This is a genomic window from Bombiscardovia coagulans (assembly GCF_002259585.1).
GTDB lineage: Bacteria > Actinomycetota > Actinomycetes > Actinomycetales > Bifidobacteriaceae > Bombiscardovia > Bombiscardovia coagulans.
This window is the reverse complement of the sequence record NZ_MWWS01000003.1, coordinates 58,531-78,855: the sequence shown is the minus strand read 5'-3', so window position 1 is coordinate 78,855 and position 20,325 is coordinate 58,531. Positions and strand designations below refer to the sequence as shown.

The 20,325-nt window shown below is 47.4% G+C and carries 16 protein-coding genes; 14 read left to right on the top strand and 2 right to left on the bottom strand.

From position 1 onward, the window contains the following. Positions 1-26 precede the first annotated feature (26 nt). From pstA to BOCO_RS01205, 3 genes are all read left to right on the top strand, one after another. Positions 27-971 carry a phosphate ABC transporter permease PstA gene (gene pstA, locus BOCO_RS01215; RefSeq protein WP_420835385.1) on the top strand — a complete coding sequence of 315 codons (945 nt, stop codon included), beginning with the start codon at positions 27-29 and terminating at the stop codon, positions 969-971. Positions 972-1,053: 82 nt separating this feature from the next. Continuing rightward, positions 1,054-1,833, top strand: coding sequence for a phosphate ABC transporter ATP-binding protein PstB (pstB, locus tag BOCO_RS01210; RefSeq protein WP_094722292.1), 780 nt, complete (start codon positions 1,054-1,056; stop codon positions 1,831-1,833). 362 nt (positions 1,834-2,195) lie between these two features. After that, complete coding sequence (locus tag BOCO_RS01205; protein ID WP_094722291.1) at positions 2,196-3,596, top strand: NCS2 family permease; 1,401 nt, start codon at positions 2,196-2,198, stop codon at positions 3,594-3,596. 215 nt (positions 3,597-3,811) lie between these two features. On the opposite strand, the gene BOCO_RS01200 is transcribed toward BOCO_RS01205, so the two are convergent. Together BOCO_RS01200 and trxA are read right to left on the bottom strand one after the other, a co-directional pair. Then, positions 3,812-4,852, bottom strand: a complete 1,041-nt coding sequence (locus BOCO_RS01200; RefSeq protein WP_094722290.1) for an aggregation-promoting factor C-terminal-like domain-containing protein — start codon at positions 4,850-4,852, stop codon at positions 3,812-3,814. 255 nt (positions 4,853-5,107) lie between these two features. Then, positions 5,108-5,464, bottom strand: a complete 357-nt coding sequence (gene trxA, locus BOCO_RS01195; protein ID WP_094722289.1) for a thioredoxin — start codon at positions 5,462-5,464, stop codon at positions 5,108-5,110. Between the two features lie 176 nt (positions 5,465-5,640). Here trxA and BOCO_RS01190 point away from each other — a divergent pair, with 176 nt between their 5' ends. The 11 genes from BOCO_RS01190 (at position 5,641) to BOCO_RS01140 (ending at position 20,136) form a co-directional block, all read left to right on the top strand. Then, positions 5,641-6,270, top strand: a complete 630-nt coding sequence (locus tag BOCO_RS01190) for a DUF4916 domain-containing protein (RefSeq protein WP_094722288.1) — start codon at positions 5,641-5,643, stop codon at positions 6,268-6,270. A gap of 63 nt (positions 6,271-6,333) precedes the next feature. Next, the gene (locus BOCO_RS01185) at positions 6,334-7,188 is read left to right on the top strand and encodes an alpha/beta fold hydrolase (RefSeq protein WP_211278671.1); all 855 of its coding nucleotides are present in this window, start codon (positions 6,334-6,336) and stop codon (positions 7,186-7,188) included. A gap of 14 nt (positions 7,189-7,202) precedes the next feature. After that, the gene (gene nudC / locus BOCO_RS01180; protein WP_094722287.1) at positions 7,203-8,240 is read left to right on the top strand and encodes an NAD(+) diphosphatase; all 1,038 of its coding nucleotides are present in this window, start codon (positions 7,203-7,205) and stop codon (positions 8,238-8,240) included. A 79-nt stretch (positions 8,241-8,319) separates the two neighbouring features. After that, entirely contained in the window at positions 8,320-10,071 is a 1,752-nt protein-coding gene (locus BOCO_RS01175) for a L,D-transpeptidase (protein ID WP_094722286.1), read from the top strand. 67 nt (positions 10,072-10,138) lie between these two features. Continuing rightward, complete coding sequence (gene gcvH / locus BOCO_RS01170) at positions 10,139-10,549, top strand: glycine cleavage system protein GcvH (RefSeq protein WP_094722285.1); 411 nt, start codon at positions 10,139-10,141, stop codon at positions 10,547-10,549. 43 nt (positions 10,550-10,592) lie between these two features. After that, positions 10,593-11,783 carry an App1 family protein gene (locus BOCO_RS01165; RefSeq protein WP_094722284.1) on the top strand — a complete coding sequence of 397 codons (1,191 nt, stop codon included), beginning with the start codon at positions 10,593-10,595 and terminating at the stop codon, positions 11,781-11,783. Positions 11,784-11,829: 46 nt separating this feature from the next. After that, complete coding sequence (locus BOCO_RS01160; protein WP_094722364.1) at positions 11,830-14,283, top strand: S9 family peptidase; 2,454 nt, start codon at positions 11,830-11,832, stop codon at positions 14,281-14,283. 133 nt (positions 14,284-14,416) lie between these two features. Next, positions 14,417-15,649, top strand: coding sequence for a TM2 domain-containing protein (locus BOCO_RS01155; protein ID WP_158520383.1), 1,233 nt, complete (start codon positions 14,417-14,419; stop codon positions 15,647-15,649). Positions 15,650-15,670: 21 nt separating this feature from the next. Then, positions 15,671-16,915, top strand: coding sequence for a lipoate--protein ligase family protein (locus BOCO_RS01150; protein WP_094722282.1), 1,245 nt, complete (start codon positions 15,671-15,673; stop codon positions 16,913-16,915). Positions 16,916-17,055: 140 nt separating this feature from the next. Next, on the top strand, positions 17,056-17,778 hold the full coding sequence (locus BOCO_RS01145) for a Crp/Fnr family transcriptional regulator (RefSeq protein ID WP_094722281.1): 723 nt from the start codon (positions 17,056-17,058) through the stop codon (positions 17,776-17,778). A gap of 78 nt (positions 17,779-17,856) precedes the next feature. Continuing rightward, a complete protein-coding gene (locus BOCO_RS01140; protein ID WP_211278668.1) occupies positions 17,857-20,136 on the top strand; it encodes a transglycosylase domain-containing protein in 2,280 nt (759 codons plus the stop codon). The last annotated feature ends 189 nt before the right edge of the window (positions 20,137-20,325 follow it).

Here is a 20,325-nt window from a genome sequence, read left to right as displayed (position 1 = left end):
AACTCAAGAGTGGTTCCAAACCCGTTATCGATTTTGATCGATTTAGACCTACTAGGTCTTCAATTCGTGCCCGTAAGCGTCATAATGTTGTGATGACCGGACTCGTTGTGTTTTCCTTCCTCATAGCTCTTGTTCCGCTGGTTTCAGTGTTATGGGTCAGTATCTCTAAAGGTCTAAAACGTTTGAATTGGGACTTCTTAACGCACAATATGGCTGGCGTAGTTGGTGGCAACCCAACACTCACCGGTGGCCATGGGGGGATACTACACGCCATTATTGGTACCCTGGAAGTAACTGCTGGTGCCATGGTTATCTCAGTTCCTATTGGTGTCATGTGCGCAGTTTTCCTCGTCGAATACGCTGCCGGCGGACGGATAGCAAAAGCTATTGCGCTTTTGGTAGATGTTATGAGTGGTATCCCCTCTATCGTAGCTGGTCTTTTTGCGTTCTCTATGTTTGCTACCATTGTGGGGCCAGGAGCGGTTAACGGTTTTTCTGGCTCGATAGCCTTATCGTTATTGATGATCCCAACAGTGGTTAAAACCTCGGAGGACATGCTCAGGGTGGTTCCTAACGATTTGCGAGAGGCAGCATATGCGCTCGGGGTCACCAAACAGCGTACTATCACCAAGATCGTTTTGCGTACTGCTTTGCCAGGCATTGTTTCAGGTGTTATTTTGGCTATCGCTCGCGTGATTGGTGAGACAGCACCATTACTGATTGCATCAGGTTTTATTGTTTCCACCAATTTCAATCTGTTTTCTGGGCGCATGACAACACTGCCAGTGTATGTGTATAACGAGTATTCTCAAGGATTGGCAGTGTGTGGTCCGGGTGCAGATCCAGGGTGTGTAGCCAGTATTCGCATGGAACGGGCCTGGGCAGCAGCTCTCGTACTCATTGTCATCGTTCTGTTTTTGAATTTGCTGGGTCGTCTGATATCTAAGGTCTTTTCTGTAGAGGAGAAGTAATAATGTTAGATATATCTACCTATGGTTCTTGGGTATCCCTGCTGTTTGTGGGCCAAGAACTCTGCCAGAGAGTGAGCTTGTAATGGGTCAGCGCATAGATATCAACCATCTGAATGTTTTCTATGGTGATTTTCTTGCCGTCGAAGATGTGAACATGAAAATCAATGCCAACAAGGTCACTGCTTTTATAGGCCCCTCAGGATGCGGTAAGTCAACAGTTTTGCGAACCCTCGATCGAATGCACGAGATCACTCCTGGTGCCCATGTCAAAGGACAAGTGCTGCTTGAGGGACAAGACTTATACGGAGATGATGTGGATCCCGTTGCCGTTCGTAGGGATGTAGGAATGGTCTTTCAGCGGGCTAATCCCTTCCCAACTATGTCAATCCGAGAGAATGTCTTGGCAGGTATCCGTCTCAACAATCGTCGTATCGCTAAGGCAGATGCTGATGATCTCGTTGAGTGGGCTTTACGCGGAGCTAATTTATGGAATGAAGTTAAGGACCGACTCGATAAACCAGGTATCGGTTTGTCTGGTGGGCAACAGCAACGCCTGTGTATAGCTAGGGCTGTGGCCGTTCATCCACAGGTGCTCCTCATGGACGAACCTTGCTCAGCCCTGGATCCTATCTCCACACTGGCAGTCGAAGATTTAATAAACGAGCTCAAGCGTGATTACACGATTGTGATTGTGACGCACAACATGCAGCAAGCAGCTCGTGTCTCTGACTATACGGCTTTCTTTAATCTCAAGGCAGTCGGTCAGCCTGGACATCTCGTAGAAATGGATAATACTTCTACTATCTTCTCTAACCCTCGTGAGGAGGATACGGAGCGTTATATTTCTGGGCGCTTTGGCTAACCTTGCCCTGTTTATACCTGCATTGGGGTGTTTCGAAGTGGCTGGTAAGTTTTATAACAGTGCGTCGCTCGCTTTGTGAGATAGGGCTATAGTGGCTCGTTCATACTCATGAGATATTTCTTATTGTTAGAACTAGATCGATGCTGTAGGGGAGCAGGTAAAAAGTAAGTGGCAATACCCAAACATGAACCGCAGCCGTAATGTTTTTGTTCTATGCAAAACGTCTGTAGCACGTCCATCAAAATCAACGAACAACTATGCACGACTGATGTCCATATTGTGACGTTATGGTAAAAAAAGAGCCTAGGCTCGTGATATTCTTCATTATGCTGGATCGCTAAAACCAACATATTAGGAGAACTATGCACGAGCTATTCAGGCTTAAAGAGCATAATACCACAGTTTCTACAGAGGTGCTTGCAGGTATAACTACCTTCTTCTCTATGGCTTATATTATCGCATTAAGCCCCTCAGTGCTCTCCACGGCTGGCATGCCATGGGGAGCTGTTTTTATTGCAACTATTATTGCCGCGATTATTGGTACTTTGATCATGGGGCTTGTTGCGAATGTGCCATATGGTGTGGCTCCTGGTGTTGGTCTTAATGCCTTCTTTACTTTCACTGTTGTTAAGGGATTAGGCTTTTCCTGGCAAGAAACGCTCAGTATGGTATTTATTTGCGGTATTATCAACATCATCGTTACTGCCACCAAACTTCGTAAAATGATTATTCAGGCTATTCCACCTGTCCTCCAGCATGCTATCGGTGGTGGCATTGGTGTTTTTATAGCTTACGTCGGGTTACTCAATGTAGGTATTGTGACCTTTAGTCCTGATAAGTCATCGGCTGCTGGTGCAAATCCTAGCTTGACTACCTTTAATACGCCCTCAACCATTCTCTTCCTAGTTGGTTTGGCTATTACTATTATCCTCTTGGTTTGTAAGGGTAAGGGGGCTTGGTCCTTCCTTAACCGAGGTGCATTTGTTATTGCCATTATTGCAGTTAGCCTTTTAGGCATACCGATGGGTGTTACGAGCATGGCTCAATCAGTTAATTTGGGTGAGGCATTCTCCCAATTGCCTGAGACGTTCTTAGCGATCTTCAGTCCGAAAGGTTTCCCCGCACTCTTTTCTGACCCAGCTAAGTTGCCGATTGTGTTAGTAACTATTTTTGCTTTTTCACTGTCGGATACCTTTGACACTATCGGTACGTTTGTTGGAACGGGAAGGCGTTCAGGTATCTTCTCAGAAGCTGATGAAAAAGCACTGGAGACAGGGAAGGGCTTCTCTTCAAAGATGGATAAGGCTCTCTTCGCTGATGCTACGGCTACTTCTATAGGTGCTCTCTTTGGTACTTCCAACACCACCACGTATGTGGAGTCAGCTTCAGGCATTGCAGTCGGTGGGCGCACAGGTTTGACCTCTGTGGTGATAGCTATCTGTTTTGCACTGTCTTCCCTCTTTGCCCCCCTTATTTCCGCGGTGCCATCAGCTGCTACGGCTCCTGTACTCGTTGTCGTGGGCTGCATGATGATGTCGAGTTTTGCGGACATCAAGTGGACTGATTTGTCTGAAGCTATACCAGCTTTCTTCTCTTCGATATTTATGGGCTTGTCCTACTCGATCTCGTATGGTGTAGCTGCTGGTTTTATTACATACTGCCTCACTATGACCTGCAAGGGTAAGGCCAAAGAAGTACATCCCATCATGTGGATCGTTGGTCTGCTCTTTATTCTTGATTTTGTTCTGCAAGCTATCTTCTAAGCAATACGAATTGAGGGGGCTGGATTGGCTTTTGTACAATCCAGCCCCCTCAATCTATTGAGAGACAGTAACAGAGCAATCAGGGTACCAGACAGCAATAAGTGAGACTGGTAGTCTTGCTCTGAGACTGTATGAAGATATCTCGTAAGGAAGAGCATACTAAAATCCCCTACTCATATTGTTTGTATGAGTAGGGGATTTTAGTATAGAGAAATTTAATACCAGCCAGTAGCTTGCGAGTGAGACCAAGCACCACAAGGTGTACCATAGCGGCCGGCGATGTATCCCAAGCCCCAGGTAATTTGTGTCGTTGGATTGGTCTGCCAGTCAGCGCCGGCTGATGCCATCTTGGAGCCAGGCAATGCTTGGGGGATACCATATGCACCAGAAGGATTAGCGGCGTTGGTTCGCCAACCTGACTCTTTATTCCAAAGCTGTACAAGGCAGGTGAATTCTCCTTCGCCCATGCCTCGAGAAAGCACTATGCCGTGAGCAATGCTCTGTGATTCTCCCACAGGAGCTGTTGTTGCGTTTGTTGGTGCAGGTGCGCCAGCAGGGCCATTCTTTCCAGGAGTTGCAGTAACCACTGCTCCTGTACCGACCTGTATGACTTTGTTGACTGGTGCTTCTTTAACAAAGGATGCAAAGACATTGCTTGATAGATTTTTTGAGCCAGCCGTAGTCACAAGGCTGGTTGTTTCCATGACACCTTCCTTGCCTTCTGTCTTTACTTTTTTAGTGCCGGCAGGCAAGCTGTCAGTTTTCTCTTCAATAGTATTGAAGGGAATGGTTGAATTCTCAGTGACTATTTTAGAATCAGACCGGTCTATTTTGATGACTGTCGATTCTGTGACCTTTTCCTCTAAAGAAGGAGTGACTTGATCGCCAGGTTCTAAAACAATGTTGCCTGCGTCAAGGACTGATTTAACTGTAGTGAAGTGCTCGCCTAAAACAATTTTATTGGCACCATTAATCTGCACAGTCACGTAGGAAGTTCCAGCACTGGAACCGCCCTCACGGTGAGAGAGGGCTGCACGAACAGAATCTCGGGAGACTTCTTGCTGTTCGGGTTGCGTTGCGGAATAGGCGGTAGCGGCTGGATGTGGTGTTGCATCTTGGTTTTGATAGAAACCTAGTGAAGCAAAACCTGCACCTACGACCATTGTCAGGGCAACACAACCTGCTCCAAGTCTTAGCCACTGACGTTTGGTCAATGCTCTTAAAGCTTCTGTATGTTTCCTACGATGGGTTGGCATTACGCTCCTCTATCTCTGTTTACAGATCCTCGGTGGGCTTTCCATGTGAGCATGCAAATAGTTCACATTCGCATGCTACTTTCGCTAAATGCTGTTATGGCATGAAAGTACCACCGGCAAGCATGCTTCTATACAACTGTAGTACTCAGTGCCGAATCTGTACAATTGAACAGCTGTAAGAGTAAAAATGAGGTTACATGCAAAATTCCTTGACTGTAACCTCATATACCAAAGTAACTCGTTACAGTAGCTGACTCATGCTTGAGCGGTTTCTTTGTCGCCTTCGTCTAGAGTGACCTTGCGTGCCTGGCTGATGACGCTATCCAGGTCTGAAGCTCGCAGGGCTCCAGCTTGTTTAAAGATAATTTGTCCATCTTTAACGATCATCAGTGTTGGTACCGCTTGAATGTCTAAAGTAGCAGCCAGTTCTTGGTTTTGGTCGATATCTACCTTGCCAAAAACTATGTCTGTATTAGTTTCAGAAGCTTTCTCATAAATCGGGCCAAAAGCCTTGCAAGGGCCGCACCAAGTAGCCCAAAAGTCAACGAAAACTAGCTTGTTGTTTTCCATAGTTTCTTGAAAGTTATGTGTGTTGAGGGTTACTGTCGTCATGGTCGCTCCTTGAAAATGTGCATTGACCTTACCAGATCAACATCCCTGGTATCTTTAAAATTCCATTGTGTTTGGAAATAGTATGCTCGAACTCATTCCTAGTGGTTCATGCTGGTTGTTGGCTCGAAGGTAGCTTGAGCTTGAACCAATGGAAATATAGTCGGATAATATGAAGTATGCCAGTACTACACGATGAAATACCGGACGATTCGGACTTTGATGCGGATCGACCGCGCGGCGAGTTTTCTCATATCACTCCTGAAGACTTTATCCGGGACTCAGGGCAGGGTAATCCACCTGGCTGGCTTAATGCCGAGGAGATCAACTGGGCAAGGGCTAAGCTACCACTGTCATATGTAGAAGTGGTCCCTGCTCGTATCGATACTGCGGGTTGTGTAAAGCAAGTGGGTACGTTACTGTGTGTTGACGACGATGGCAATATAGAACGAACGTTAATTACCGGTCGCATCCGTTATCACGAAACCATACGTGAAGCCCTGACGCGTAACATTTCCAAAGATCTGGGTGAGCTGGCCCTACCGGTGCTTCCACCAAGCCCCGTACCGTTTACTGTTGCAGAGTTTTTCCCAACGCCAGGAACATCTGAGTATTATGATGCCCGTCAACATGCTATAGCCTTGTGCTACCTCGTTCCTATGGCTGGTGATTGCAAATCTCAAGATGAAACCTTGGATGTGGAATGGGTTGACCCGCACAATGAAACACTTGATATTTTTATCCGACAAATGCAGGGTGGGCATGAAAAGATATTGCAACAGGCCCTCCTGTGGGCAGGCGTCTGGTAAGTGAAGCCTTAGTCAGTGGTGGGGCAAGCAAGCTGGTGGGAGGCTGCTGATGAGAAGAATGGAATCAATATGAAAATTATCAATCATGTCTTGTATTCAGGTACAGCTGTGCCAGTTGTGCTTATACATGCTTTTCCGGTAGACCATCGAATGTGGCTGACATGTGCCAGACATCTCACTCAGCAGGCGGAAGAGGCGGGCTTAGAGTCATTTTCTGTGTATGCTCCCGATATGCCCGGAGCTGGGCTCAGTCCAGTGCCGAGCCTGCAAGATAGTGGTGCTAGGGATGCTGATGGTGCCTACTATCAAGCGCTCGACTTGCTTGCAGAAAGTTATGTTGACATATTGTCTGCTCTAGGTCACCAAAAGGCTATATGGGTAGGTCTTTCAATGGGTGGATACGTAACGGCTGCTATACAGAGGCTACATCCAGAATGTGTGGCAGGACTTGCTTTTTGTGATACTAACGTTGTTGCGGATACTCCTGATAGCAAAGTCAATCGAATGCGGGTAGCTCAGCTGTGTGAACAGGAAGATAGTGTTCGAGAGGTTATGAGTTTTGCGCAGCCAACAGAGCACGATTCAACAATCAAGCGCTCCTCTGAGTTTGTGGCAATGTTTTCTGCTTGGATCAAGGATCAGAATCCAGCAGGTATTGCCTGGCGTGAACGTATGGCTGCTGGTAGGCCAGACCAAAGTGAAATCCTACCTGAAGTTACAGCTCCAGTAGCTGTGATTTCAGGGGAGTTAGATCCGTCAAGTCCACCTGAACGGATGGCAAGTCTTGTTCAAGGCCTCACCGCCACTGAACGTATGTTTACAACAATTGCTAACTGTGGTCATTTCAGTGCTGTAGAGCATCCTGATACCGTTGCGCGCGCACTTGTAGAACTCGTACAACGGGTGCAAGAGTCCTAAGAAAGGCAAATACTGTGGACGCTCAGCAGACCTATTTTTCCCCGTTTTCTTTGGCTCAGACGTTGCCTTTTTTACCGCTGGCTCAATCTCAAGTCGACTACTGTACACACTTACGAAGGCAAAGTGGTCTTTTTCAACAGTTGTCTAGGCAGAAGAAAGTTCTCGTCATGCTTGTCCAAGGGCAGCGCTTAGGGGTACCATATGGGTCGCTAGAACGAGCACAACAAGGTTCAGGTACCTTAAGTCTCGCCCTATTGCCTGGCGAATACGTACCATCTTTTGTGGGTTCAGCCCCTGGTGGCTCGTCGAGTCTATACTTCTTGGGGAGTGCTTCAGAACAGCACTTTTTTGCACTTGACCTCGATCTAGCGAAAAAATTGTCTACCAATAGCAGCACTGCCAAAGAGGTTGGTGACTTTATCGACCGTGCTCAGACTCGCTTTGAGTGGCTGGATTTAAAGTCCTTTGCTCCCCGTGGTCTTTCTCGGGATGTGGGCTTAGCAACTAGTGCTGTAGCCTTGAGTTCTTGGCAGAATAGCCAACAATACTGCCCATCATGTGGGGCCTCAACTCAGCCGTTCGCTAATGGTTGGGAGCAAGTGTGTACTCAAGAGGGCCCGAGTCGAGAGTTTTTTGCTCGTATTGAACCAGCAGTGATTACTGAAATCGTAGATAGCAAGGATCGTCTTCTTCTGGCACACAACACCGCTTGGGAACCAGATCGTTACTCCTTGTGTGCGGGCTTTGTGGAAGCAGGGGAGAGTTTTGAAAGAGCTGTTCGCCGGGAGGCCATGGAGGAGTTACAGATACCCTTAGGTCACATGCGCTACCTAGGCTCGCAGCCTTGGCCGTTTCCATCATCTCTCATGGTGGCTTTTAAAGCTCAGGCACTGACCGATGATGTTACTGTTGACGGGCAGGAGATAGACCATGCGCTGTGGGTAAGCCGGGATGAATACAGTCAAGCTCTGTCCCAGGGCACTATAGTGCCACCAACGCAAGCCTCCGTTGCTCATTACATGATTGAGCAATGGTATGGGCATATGCTGTGAGGTCAGTTGTTGCGAGTGAGTTTCGTGGCCATAGGCTATAGTTGTCTGACAGTAGAAGACCTGACGGAAGGTGTGAGCGATGACCGACGAAGTGATTGGTGGGGCCGGAATTCCTCCATATGGGGCATCAGGTGAATACGGTCAAAACGGCAACTCTCAATCAGCACACGCCGCTAACAATACTATGCATGTTGGTAATATTCAGCCAATGCCTGAGTATTCCGTCGGACAAATGCATACGGAAATGCCGACGGCTATACCACCAACTGCATCTATTTCTCAAGATAGCAGTTATGCACCTTATATGAACATACAACCGGAGCAAACCGACAATGGGGCTGTTGATTTTCAGCCATCTAGGGGGCATGCAGTCGCCAAACATAAGCGGTCTCATCTCTCGCTCATTATTATTTCGGGCCTACTTGCCTTGATAATCACAGTGTTGGTCCTTGGGTTCTTTGGTGCGCGCTCATATTATGCGCACAAGGCTGCACCAGGTGTCAGCTTTGCGGGAGAGAATGTTTCGGGTCTTTCAGAACATGATTTGAAGCAGTTGGTTTCTTCTAAGTCTGCCTCTTCCGGTCTCACTATCAGTGATGGTAATGGTGGACGGTCTACAGCCAAGCTCAAGGAGCTGGGTGTACAAGTGGATGCAGGAGCAACTGTACAGAATATTCTGTCAGCCAAAAACCACAATCAGTTTGCAAAACTCAACCCTTTTGAGCATGAATCAGTACCGATGGTGGTGTCTGTAAACAAAGGTGCTATGAATAATTATTTGACTGAGACCTTTGTCCACCAAGACAAGCGATCCCTTCCATCTTCGATAGTTTATGATAAGGACTCTCATCGTTTTCTAGCTCATGAAGGTAAGGATGGAAGTGCTCCTCGCATGGATAGTGTGACCAGCGCAGTGGAGAAGATATCTCAGAGTCCAGGACAAACTATACCCGTGAAGATTAGCTATCATGATACAAGCATGCCAATCACAAAAGATACGGCCATTCAGGCTGCTGACGATGCCAATAAGCGACTCACTACACCCATGGTAATTGAGAACGGCAAAGGCGGTACTCTGACCATTCCTGTTGAGCAAGTAGCTCAATGGATTAAACCAGTTTCTGATCCTCAAAAAGGTACAATTACCCTTTCTTACGATACTGAAGCAGTTACCTCTTATGCAGCCAAAGAACTGAGCGCCAATCTCAATCAGGACATGGTTGTTGAAAAAAATATTAAAAATCCTCAAGGTGAGGTGTTGACTGTCACCAATAAGGGTGTTGATGGTGTCAAAATCAAAGATACAGGAACAACAGCCACTCAGATCTTAGATCAGCTGAAGTCTGGTCAGATAACGCCGATAAAGGCTGTCGCAGATGTTGAACCCCACAAAGTAGAGAGTCGTACTGTCAATTACGACGTTCCCAATGGTGACATGTGGGTGGAAGTCAATCTCACAACACAAACTGCTACCGCATATGCTGGAACAACGCAGGTTAAATCCTTCCCTATCTGTTCAGGTCTGCCCCGCAATGGTGATGAATCAGACTTGGGGACCTTCTTCATTAACGTCCGTTACGCTGTTCAAACCATGCGAGGTCCAGGTTATGTGTCTCCAAATGTACCTTGGGTTTCCTATTACAATGGTTCAGAAGGATTCCACACTGCGCTGTGGAATTATGATGCTATAGCTCATGGTGACGCAGCAAACCGTGGTTCTCACGGCTGTATCAATATGTATGAACAAGATGCCAAATGGATCTATGACAATTGCCCAATCGGTACAATGGTCAAGGTTATTGGAGATCAGCCAACTCAGCCGGTGCGTTAAACCAAGTTAGCAAATACCGCCCAATTTATGTGTCTGCCTATTAGAGGCCTAGAGATAAGCTGGAGAAATGGTTACACAATCGCAGAAGAATTCAGAGCATCTGGATGTTCCTGAGCAGTTATCATATTCACAGGATCATGTCTGGGTAAATACTGCTGAAACACCTGCTGTTTTAGGGGTGACTGAGTACGCAGTAGAACAGCTTGGAGATTTGGTTTTCCTTGACCTACCGGAAACTGGGACACATGTTGATGCAGGAGACGAAGTAGTAGAACTAGAGTCTTCTAAAGCGGTGGAACCGTTGATTTGTCCTCTTGCAGGTACTATTAGTTATGTTAATCGTTCCGCAGCAGATGATCCTTCTGTGATTAACTCAGATCCATACGGTGAAGGCTGGATTCTCAAGTTGGAACTTGACGATGATCAGCCTGAACTTTTGGATGCTGATTCCTACATTAGAATTATTGACGCCCAATAACGTGCGGGGCAGTTCAACACAGTACGGCTAGGAAGGTATATCCATGACTAGTACTGAGAGCAAAGGTCGTAAACGGCATTCCGCCATTCGTGCTCGTCATGTTGCGTCTAGCTTCGATACTGCTGCACCAAATGAACGCTTTGACAGACAGTCCATCCCTATCCAATTAGTACGCAAAAGCGTGACAAGTACGTTCGACTTCTGGGTCCAGTTGTCAACGAATATGAGCCGTCGGTTAGGCTGGTACCCCCGAGTTGAGCCTTATGTGAGTTATGGAACTGAGCACTATTCTCGGCTTATCTGCCGTACAGTTCTTTCTCCACCTGGTCCTCAGACTAGTTCAGCAAGTCGGGGGATATGGACAGCACTAACAGTTCCGGCTCCTCATACTCGAGTCTCGTTGGCTATAGATTCTGTTCCTATCCAATCTGCGCAACTTGGCGACTTCGAGTATTATGACGCTCCTGACTCAAGGCGTAACCAGAGCAGCAACAGTATTCGCTCTGACCGGTCAGGGTATTTGGATTTGGTAGCAGAGCATAACTTATCCGTAGGGCTCCATGAGCTAACGTATCATGTGCCAGGTCGCTCACTTGTTTCAGCTCCCATTTATACGATTCCTACTTCGGCGCGTATTGGCGTTATTTCTGATGTGGACGACACTATTTTAGTCACACAAGCTACCAGTAAGTTCAAGGCATCATACAACCTGTTGTTATCGAATCCAACGAAGCGTGTATCGGTACCGGGCATGAGCGTTTTATATACGCGTATCCATGATTTAGACCCACAGATGCCCTTTTTCTACTTGTCTGCATCACCATGGAATGTGGAACGTACTATTCGTCTGTTTATCCAAGACCATGGATTCCCTAGTGGTCCGTTACTCCTTCGGGATTTGGACCCAAGACCCAAGACCTTTGTCCCCACGAGCGTGCAGCATAAACACGAGTTTATACGACAGCTCATGGCTGACTTTCCTAATATGCGGTTTATTCTCTTTGGAGATGATGGGCAGCGAGATATTACAACGTATACTGATGTTGTAAGACGCTATCCTGGCCGAGTCTTAGCAATCGGCATCCGTCAGTTGGGTCCGAGTGAAACAAGCTTATCCTCATTGGGATGGTCCAACAGTCGTCCAGCGCCTGACATTGATGTTCCGATCTTCTATGGCACGACGGGAGCTAATCTGATGAAGACCATGCTTCCGTACTTACGCCATGTTTGTTAGAGAACTTACATATAATCACTTCATGACTTCTCTTTGCCGCCAGAATATGACCAATCCAACTAGACTCTCCGATGTGCCAGTAGCTCAGCAGATTCCAGTGGTACGGGAAATACACGGTGACCGCTTTACTGACCCTTATGAATGGATGAGGGATAAGGATAGTCCAGAGACCACATCCTACATTGCAGCTCAAAATGAATATTGCCAACAGCGTTTAGCACCTGTTATGAAGCTACAGCATACGCTTTTTGAGGAATTCAAATCTCGTGTACTTGAGACTGATATGTCTGTGCCTACGCGCATGCATGGATACTGGTACTTCACGCGTACCCGAGAAGGTGACCAGTATGCAAGACAGTGCCGTATTCCGGTTAAGGATGTAGACGACTGGACTCCACCTACCATAGATGCACTTGCTGAGCCAGGAAGTGAGCCAGGCGAGGAAGTTTTCTTTGATAGTAACCGCGAAGCTCAGGGGCATGATTTTTACCGTCTAGGTGGTTTAGATGTGAGTACCGACGGTCGTTGGCTCCTCTACTGCGTAGATACACGTGGTGATGAGAGGTACGACATACGCTTGAGAGACTTGGAAACGGGCCTTGATTTGCCTGACCACATTGACCAGGTCTCTTCTGGTCCCGTGTTGACTCCAGATGGACAGTGGATTTTTTACGTTAAGGTGGACCAGGCCTGGCGCCCATGCTCGGTGTGGCGACATCAAGTTGGTTGCGATGTAAGTGAAGATGTGTGTGTGTTCGAGGAGGACGATGAACGCTTTTGGGTAGGTGTCGGTCTGAGTTTCGATGAAAGCATGGTCGTAATCGGTACCAGTTCGAAGACCACTAGTGAAATACTCACACTTTCCCTGTCTAATCCTCAAGGGGTTTTTCAAACTTTTATCGAACGGCAAGAGGGTGTGGAATACGATGTTTCATTTGCTTCTTTGCCTTGCAAAAGTCCCGATGGGACTGAGTCAAGTTTTCCTGTTGCGGTGGTTTACCATAACCTTGAAAATCCCAATTTTAGTATTCGTCTCATAGACATGCGAATCCATCGGCCCCCCTTCAGCTGCGATGAAGGTGTTGTGGTAGCTCAAGGTTCTCCCTATGGCTGTGAGCAGGTTACGACAGGCAGGGAGGCAGGTGTTGATGAGCCCTATTACTGGCAGGGGAATCCTGCTATTTTGCAGGGATCTCGCGGATTAAGTATTGAAGGCATGGGGATCTATCAACACTTCGTGCTTATGAGTTATAGGGCTGATAGCCTGCTTCATCTGTGCGTGGTTTCTGCACAACAGGCAGCACAAGATCTTGAGGCAGGTCAGCCATGGAGTTTCCGCGAAATTGAGCCAGCGGGAGGTGACAAAAACAAAATGTATTCCATCGCTGCTGCTGATAACCCTTCTTATGATGCGCCGACTGTACGGTACTCTTTTGGCTCGTATACTTGCCCAGCGCAACTCCATGAACTCAACGTGGCAACTGGTGAGGACCTACTGTTAAAACGAGCACAAGTTTTAGGTGATTTTGATCCTGATCAATACTGTGAGCGCAGGATGTGGGTAAAAGTACGAGATGGTGCTTTAGTTCCGGTTTCCTTGGTATGGCGTAGGGGAACCTTGTCTGGCTTAGGGGCCGAACCTACCGAGGGACTATGCTCGCAAGTACTGAGTGCTCCCCGTAGTATGCATTCTGGGGCTTGGCAATCTGAGGGAGAGAATACTGGCAAACTGGTCCGTCCCACGGGGGCACCTTGCTTTATTACCGGCTATGGAGCCTACGAGATCGCTTCTGATTCTGGTTTTTCTACGGGAAGATTGAGTTTACTCGATCGAGGAGTAGTGTATGCGTGCGTGCACGTGCGTGGCGGCGGAGAGATGGGTCGTGCTTGGTATGAGCAGGGTCGTCGACTTCATAAGAAGCATACGTTTGAAGATTTCATCGATGTCACAGCAGCACTGGAACATTCCGGATGGATAGATCCCCACAGGACTGTGGCGAACGGTGGCTCAGCTGGTGGACTACTGATAGGTGCCGTGGCGAATATGGCTCCCCAGTTGTACGCGGGAATCGAGGCTGATGTTCCATTTGTGGATGCTCTCAATACTATGCTGGACCCAGCCTTACCTTTGACGGTAACTGAATGGGACGAATGGGGCGATCCCTTACACAATCCAACGGTTTACCGATATATGAAAGAATATACACCATACGAAAATGTGCCAGACAAGGAAGAACGTTCGAGAAAATTCGGTAGTACTCATTTCCCGAAGGTATTGGTTACAACCTCCCTTAACGATACTCGTGTTTTATATGTGGAACCGCTGAAGTGGACAGCGCGCTTGCAGGAAGAAGCTGTGGGAGCAGATGCAATAATTAAGATTGAAATAGATGGTGGGCATGGGGGAACATCAGGACGGTATAAACAGTGGGAAGAATTAGCTCTTGAAAATGCTTTTTGCTTATCCATACTTACTCCTGATGATCCAGACCTCTTGTAAAACTGCCCGAAAACTGGTTTACAGGATTCAAGCTATACTGAATAAGATATGTTGAGGAGTTAACAGGACTTTCTGGCAGTCTGAGCTTGTCGGCATGTTTGAATGCTGGCAGCGAAGTGGTGAAGGGAATATTATGAGTGAGTATCAACCTGAGAATACGCCGGAAGGTGATCAGTCGTATGGCAATGTGCCACCAGACGTTCAGTCTTGGCAGGCAGTACCAGCAGAGTATCCGGTTGTTCCAGAAGTATCATCGCCTTACCAGGCTTACCTTCACACAGATAGTAGTGCAGCAGTACCCGAACAGCCTGTCGCAAATAGACTGGAAGAATCATGGCAGCCATCATCACCGCTGCCTAACTGGCAAGTGCCTGAGGTGAATCAACCCGTGTTTCCGGTATCTCAGGTAGCTCACGTCGATCCGGTGGTAGCTGTGAATGCACCATCATCTATGCCTTCTGCATCGTCGCAACCGACGGTGCATTCGGGTTCTGCTGGAGCATCAACATATGTAGCAGGTTCAGGGGCTTATCAGACAGATCAGTCGAATCAAATGCCAGTTACCAATCTTGAGCCGACTTATCCGGCTGTTATGGATTACCAACCAATGAATTCACAGCCTGACAACCTTCAGGCTGGTCAGTTCAGTACTTATCAAACTCAAGGCTGGGTACCAGAGCGCAGTTATTCTCCTGGAGCTGGACAGTTTACTCAGCCTATAGAGCCCGCGGTAGGTCCAGCAGGTCCTGCCACCAATCCGGTGGATCCGTCAGTACAGATGTACCATGGACAGTTTCAGGCTGACCCGTCGCCAGCAGTCAACAACGGTTCTCTTGCTGTTGCACCTGATCAAGCAGCTGCTTTTGGGTCACAGCCTGCATGGCAGCCTCAGTCTCAGCAGCAGGCACAATCGGTGGTTTCGGGCGAACCACGTGTGGCTACCTCTACACCAAGCCAAACGACACAAGATAGTACTGTAAGATCGTCGCATCCGTTGCAATATATGCCTTCACTGGAAGGTAATCAATACGCCGCGTATCCTCAGCTTTCACCTGAGCAGATGGGAACTCAGCCTACTTCTGGTTCTGCTTCCGGTCCTGTGGTCCAAACCAGAAAGGCACACAGTAAACTGGTTGCTGGTATGCTAGGTATTTTCCTCGGAGCATTCGGTGTGCAAAACTTTTACCTCGGTAACACTGGTAGGGGGATGGCTCAGCTGATGATTACTTGCATCGGCGCCTTCTTCTTCTTTATAGGACCGGTTGTCTCTTGGGCCTGGGGAATTCTTGAGGGTATCCTTATCCTGTGTTCACGCCCCGGATCGTCACACCATAAAGATGCGTATGGTCTTGAGCTCACTGAGTAACTGCCCTATGAAGGCTGTACTGTGATTAGTCAAGCACTGACCACTTATCGTGGTGAATGCAAACTCCCGGGCGGTAAGCTGGTTGCTGTAAGTGTTCAATTGAACCCACAGGTATTTCTTACCAGGGGTGCTTCTCATGTTGAGCACTGTCAGATAGACGGTGATTTTTTTATCGATGCAGCTCGCGATCAACTCAATATTCTAAAAGCGCTGGAACGCGAAATTGAGAATATTGTCCTTCCCCTAGCAGAGGGTGACATTAATGGGCGGTTAGAAGCTGTAATTAATCGATATAAAGATAGCTATCTGATCGGTATTAATGCGAATACGATAACGCTTGCATTGATTCGGGCACTAACTCAGGTTCCTGGCTATCCAACGAATACGATAGATGGTCATTTACATACACGAACAGATTTACTGGATCGTATACTGACTCTAGATGATTTCACGAATGCACAGACAAGTGACTTTTTTGACCGCTGGGGGCAGTTACCACTCAACGTCATCATGGATGTGGAACGTGAACCAGCAGAGCAGATAGGTCTAGATTTGGCTATGCTCCAGGCTGTCGACCGGGGTGAGCAACCGCCTAGCTTGCGTATTTGGCAGTGGGCGAGCCCTGCGGTAGTTATCGGCCGTTTTCAGTCTTTACATAATGAAGTGCATGTGGCAAGGGCGCACGAACTTGGTTTTACTGTTGTTCGGAGAATGAGTGGCGGTGGGGCCATGTTCGCTGAACCAGACCGGGTGATTACTTATTCGTTGTATCTTCCAATATCGTTTGCTAGTGGTCTGAATCGAACTTTGACATATTATTTGTGTGATGTGTGGCTACTCAAGGGTCTGGAGCACTTAGGAATCACAGCTGGTTGGACTGGTATGAATGATATTGCTTCTCCAAAAGGAAAAATCGGCGGATCAGCCCAACGTCGGCTACCAGTACACCCTGGTAGAGTAGGGGCTTTTTTACACCATGATATGCTTTCCTACAGTATTGATGCTGACAAGATGGTTCAAGTGCTTAATACTTCTGATGAAAAAGTCGTAGATAAGGCTGTTCGTTCGGCTAAAGCTCGAATTGATCCTCTCGAGAGGCAAACTCGCCTCAGCAGAAAACAACTAACGGAGGCGCTTGTGGCTACATTGCCTGATATTGCCCCCGCAACTCGTTTGTCTGTGGTGAATGAACAAATGGCAGTGCAAGGAAATGAGCTAGCTGCAAAATATTTTTGCTCAACTCAATGGACAGCTAGTATCATATGATGTAGCTGGTGGGAAATTCGACAATTGCCTTGTGTCTCGTTTGAAGAACAGTGGTAGCAGTCCAAGTATTAACCGGTATAAATAGAAAGTGATGGTCACAGCAGTCGAAGACGATTACGGTGACTTGGGAAGGGAATTAAATGGTGGTGGCTCGTAAGTCTTGTGAAAGCCCTGCGGAAGATGATGTATTGATGCAAACTGCCCTCTTCAAGCAGATTCCGAAACCACAAGCAGAACAACTGTTAGGCTTGCTCAAGGAATACACCCTTCCTAAAGGATCGACCATATTTCGTCAGGGGGATACTGACCAGCGAATGTATTTGCTGAAAAGAGGCCGAGTTAAGTTAGTGAGACAGTCTCCAGATCACAGGGTACAACTCTTAAGTATTCACGGTTGGGGTGAGATTCTCGGTGAAATACCAGTCTTTGATCCACGTGGCGGTCCACGTACTGCTTCAGCTGTGGTAATGGTTAATAATTCACAAGTAGCTGCATTGGAGCATGATGACCTATTTGCTTGGCTTAATGAGCATCCTAGGGTAGCTATCGATATGTTGCAGGTCCTTGCAGGCCGTTTGCGTGCCAATAATGAACGAATTTCGGACTTAGTATTTATGGATGTCCCAGCTCGTTTGGCTAAAACGTTGATAGACTTAGCGACCCGCTTTGGTGAGCCTGTTGAAAAAGGATTGATGGTTCCCCACGACCTTACGCAAGAGGAACTGGCTCAGTTGGTCGGTGCTTCTCGTGAGACAGTTAACAAAGCTTTGATGGACTTCTCTAATAGAAAATGGATTTCTCGTAAAGGCCGCACGATTATTATCTACCATCCGGGGGCATTAATTCGTCGCTCACGCATGTAAACTGCAACTTTTGTGAACCTTGTCCAAGTCTGCGTGTGTCGGCTGTGTCGGTAGAGCCGCAGTTCTAATATGGACTACATGCCTGAAAACAAGAAGTCGATGACTGTTCACCGCTTTTTCGCACTCATGCTAGCCTATTTGATGTTTTGCTTGGCTGGAGGAGTGGTGGTCTCTGGTTTCCTCCTGCCTGGCGTATATGGGGTTAATGCGGCTGCAAAGAATTTAATGCCTGATCTGAATGTGGATAATGTTGACTTTAATGTCAATGATTTGCCTCAGCAGTCAAGAATCTATGCTGCGGATGGGCAGACAGTAATTGCTACTTTTTATGCCCAAAACCGTATTGTGGTACCTCTTAAAGAGGTTTCTGATACCATGCAAAAGGCAGTCGTTGCACGTGAGGATCGTCGATTCTTCGAGCATTCTGGCGTCGATATGCAAGGTGTCTTACGTGCTTTTATTCAAACGTATGTCAAACAGGGTGACACGCAAGGTGGCTCATCGTTAACTCAGCAGTACGTCAAGAATGTGTTGATGAATCAGGCTGAGCAAGACAATGACCCCATTGCTGAATATCACGCTCGCGAAGAAACTGTCGCTCGCAAGATGCGTGAAATGCTGATCGCTGTCCAAATGGAAAAAAAGTACTCTAAGGCTGAAATTTTACAAGGCTATCTTAATATCGCGCAGTTTGGTACCAACACTTACGGTGTCGAAACAGCTGCGCGACGCTACTTCAATAAGCATGCAAAAGATTTGAATTCAGGCGAGGCGGCGACCATAGCAGCAGTCACGAAGAATCCTGCTAAGTTTGATCCGACTGTGGATATTGCTGCTTCTCAAGAGCAGCGTAATATCGTTTTAGATTTAATGGCTCGTGAGGGGTATATTTCTTCGGAACAAAGTGAGAAGGCAAAAGCAGTGCCTTTGGACCAAATGTTGCATGTTCAGAGCGTCGGTGCAGGCTGTCAAGCTGCTGGAGATGCAGCATTCTTCTGTGATTATGTGACCAAACAAATTCTCAACTCAAAGGAATTCGGTAAGACTCAGGAGGATCGCAATAAGCTTCTCAAGGAAGGTGGGCTAGAAATATACAGCACCATGGATGTAGCAGCCAATTCCGCTGCCATGGAAGCTGCCCGTGCCACTGTTCCTGTCGATGACCCATCAGGTTTTGAAGTCTCTATGGCTGCAATTAAGCCGGGAACTGGAGAAGTTCTTGGATTTGGAATAAATCGTATCTATGATGCCACTGAGAGTGCAAGTGGTGGTACGCGGACTGCTATTAATTATGCTGTTGACCAAGTTGATGGTGGCGGACAAGGCTTTCCTGAAGGTTCTACTTGGAAGCCCATTAATATGGTTGCCTGGATGAAAGCTGGCAAATCAATCAATCAGCCCTTGAAGACGATGCTTTCATATCCTAACTCGTCTTTCTCTTGCCATGATGCCCAAGGCAATGAGTATGGTTTTGGTGGCTCTTGGTCGGTTTCAAATTCAGGCGGTGGTACAGTATCACCTGAGACCCCGCTTCAAGCTTTAGTGCGATCGCACAATACTACTCAAGCTTCTATGGCCCAGCAGATTGGGTTATGTGCGGTTGCAGATGCAGCCAAGGAGCTGGGCTACCACAACTCTACTCGTAATCAGATGGACGTGTATTCTGCAAACTCTTTCCAGCCATCTATGACGATCGGAACTTCTTATGCTTCACCGCTGACTATGGCTAATGTATATGCCACGCTTGCGGCTAACGGTGTGGCTTGTTCTCCAATTGCTATTAAGAAGGTTACCGACCGAAGCGATAAGGAAATACAAGTTCCTTCAGCAAATTGTCATCAAGCGATCGATCCTAAAATTGCGCAAACAACAGCCTATGCCCTCAACCAGGGTGTGGTACAGCCCGGTGGAGAAGCTAATACGACCCAGCTTGATGGTGGGCGTAAGACTTTCGCTAAGACTGGTACTCATGAAGATACGTACATGTTAACTGGCGGTTTTGTGCCTCAGGTTGCTGCATACGTAGCTGTTGGTAATGCAGAAGGTCAAGTTTCCTTTACTGGTAAGTCTATAAACGGGGTTTCAAGGGGCAATTGGTACGGTATGTACATTGCTACGCCAGCTTGGAAGAAGTTTATGAATGACTACTTGAATGCGGCCGGTATTCCAGCAGACAACAATTACGGTAATCCTGATCCCAAGTACTTGGGTGGAGTTCAGGCAAACCAGCAGAGCCAGTCAGCCACTCATCCGCCTGCAAGTAATCAGCCTCAAGCAGCACCGCCTGCCGCTCCAGCGGCTCCGGCTGCACCTGCGGTTCCTGCTCCACCTGCTGCTCCTGCTGCGCAGCCCAATTAATTACAGTCGGTCCGCCGGCAAATCGTGATGCACATTCATTGATTTCCTGAGGTGGCAAGGAACTCTTGCCAGTGCAATAACTTACAGTTAGGACTGACATACGTTGGGTTTTGGGCATAAGCATGCATAGAGAAAGTGATTTCATGTCCGGGAATACTCTCCTTATATCGGTAGGTGTTGAGACAGGGA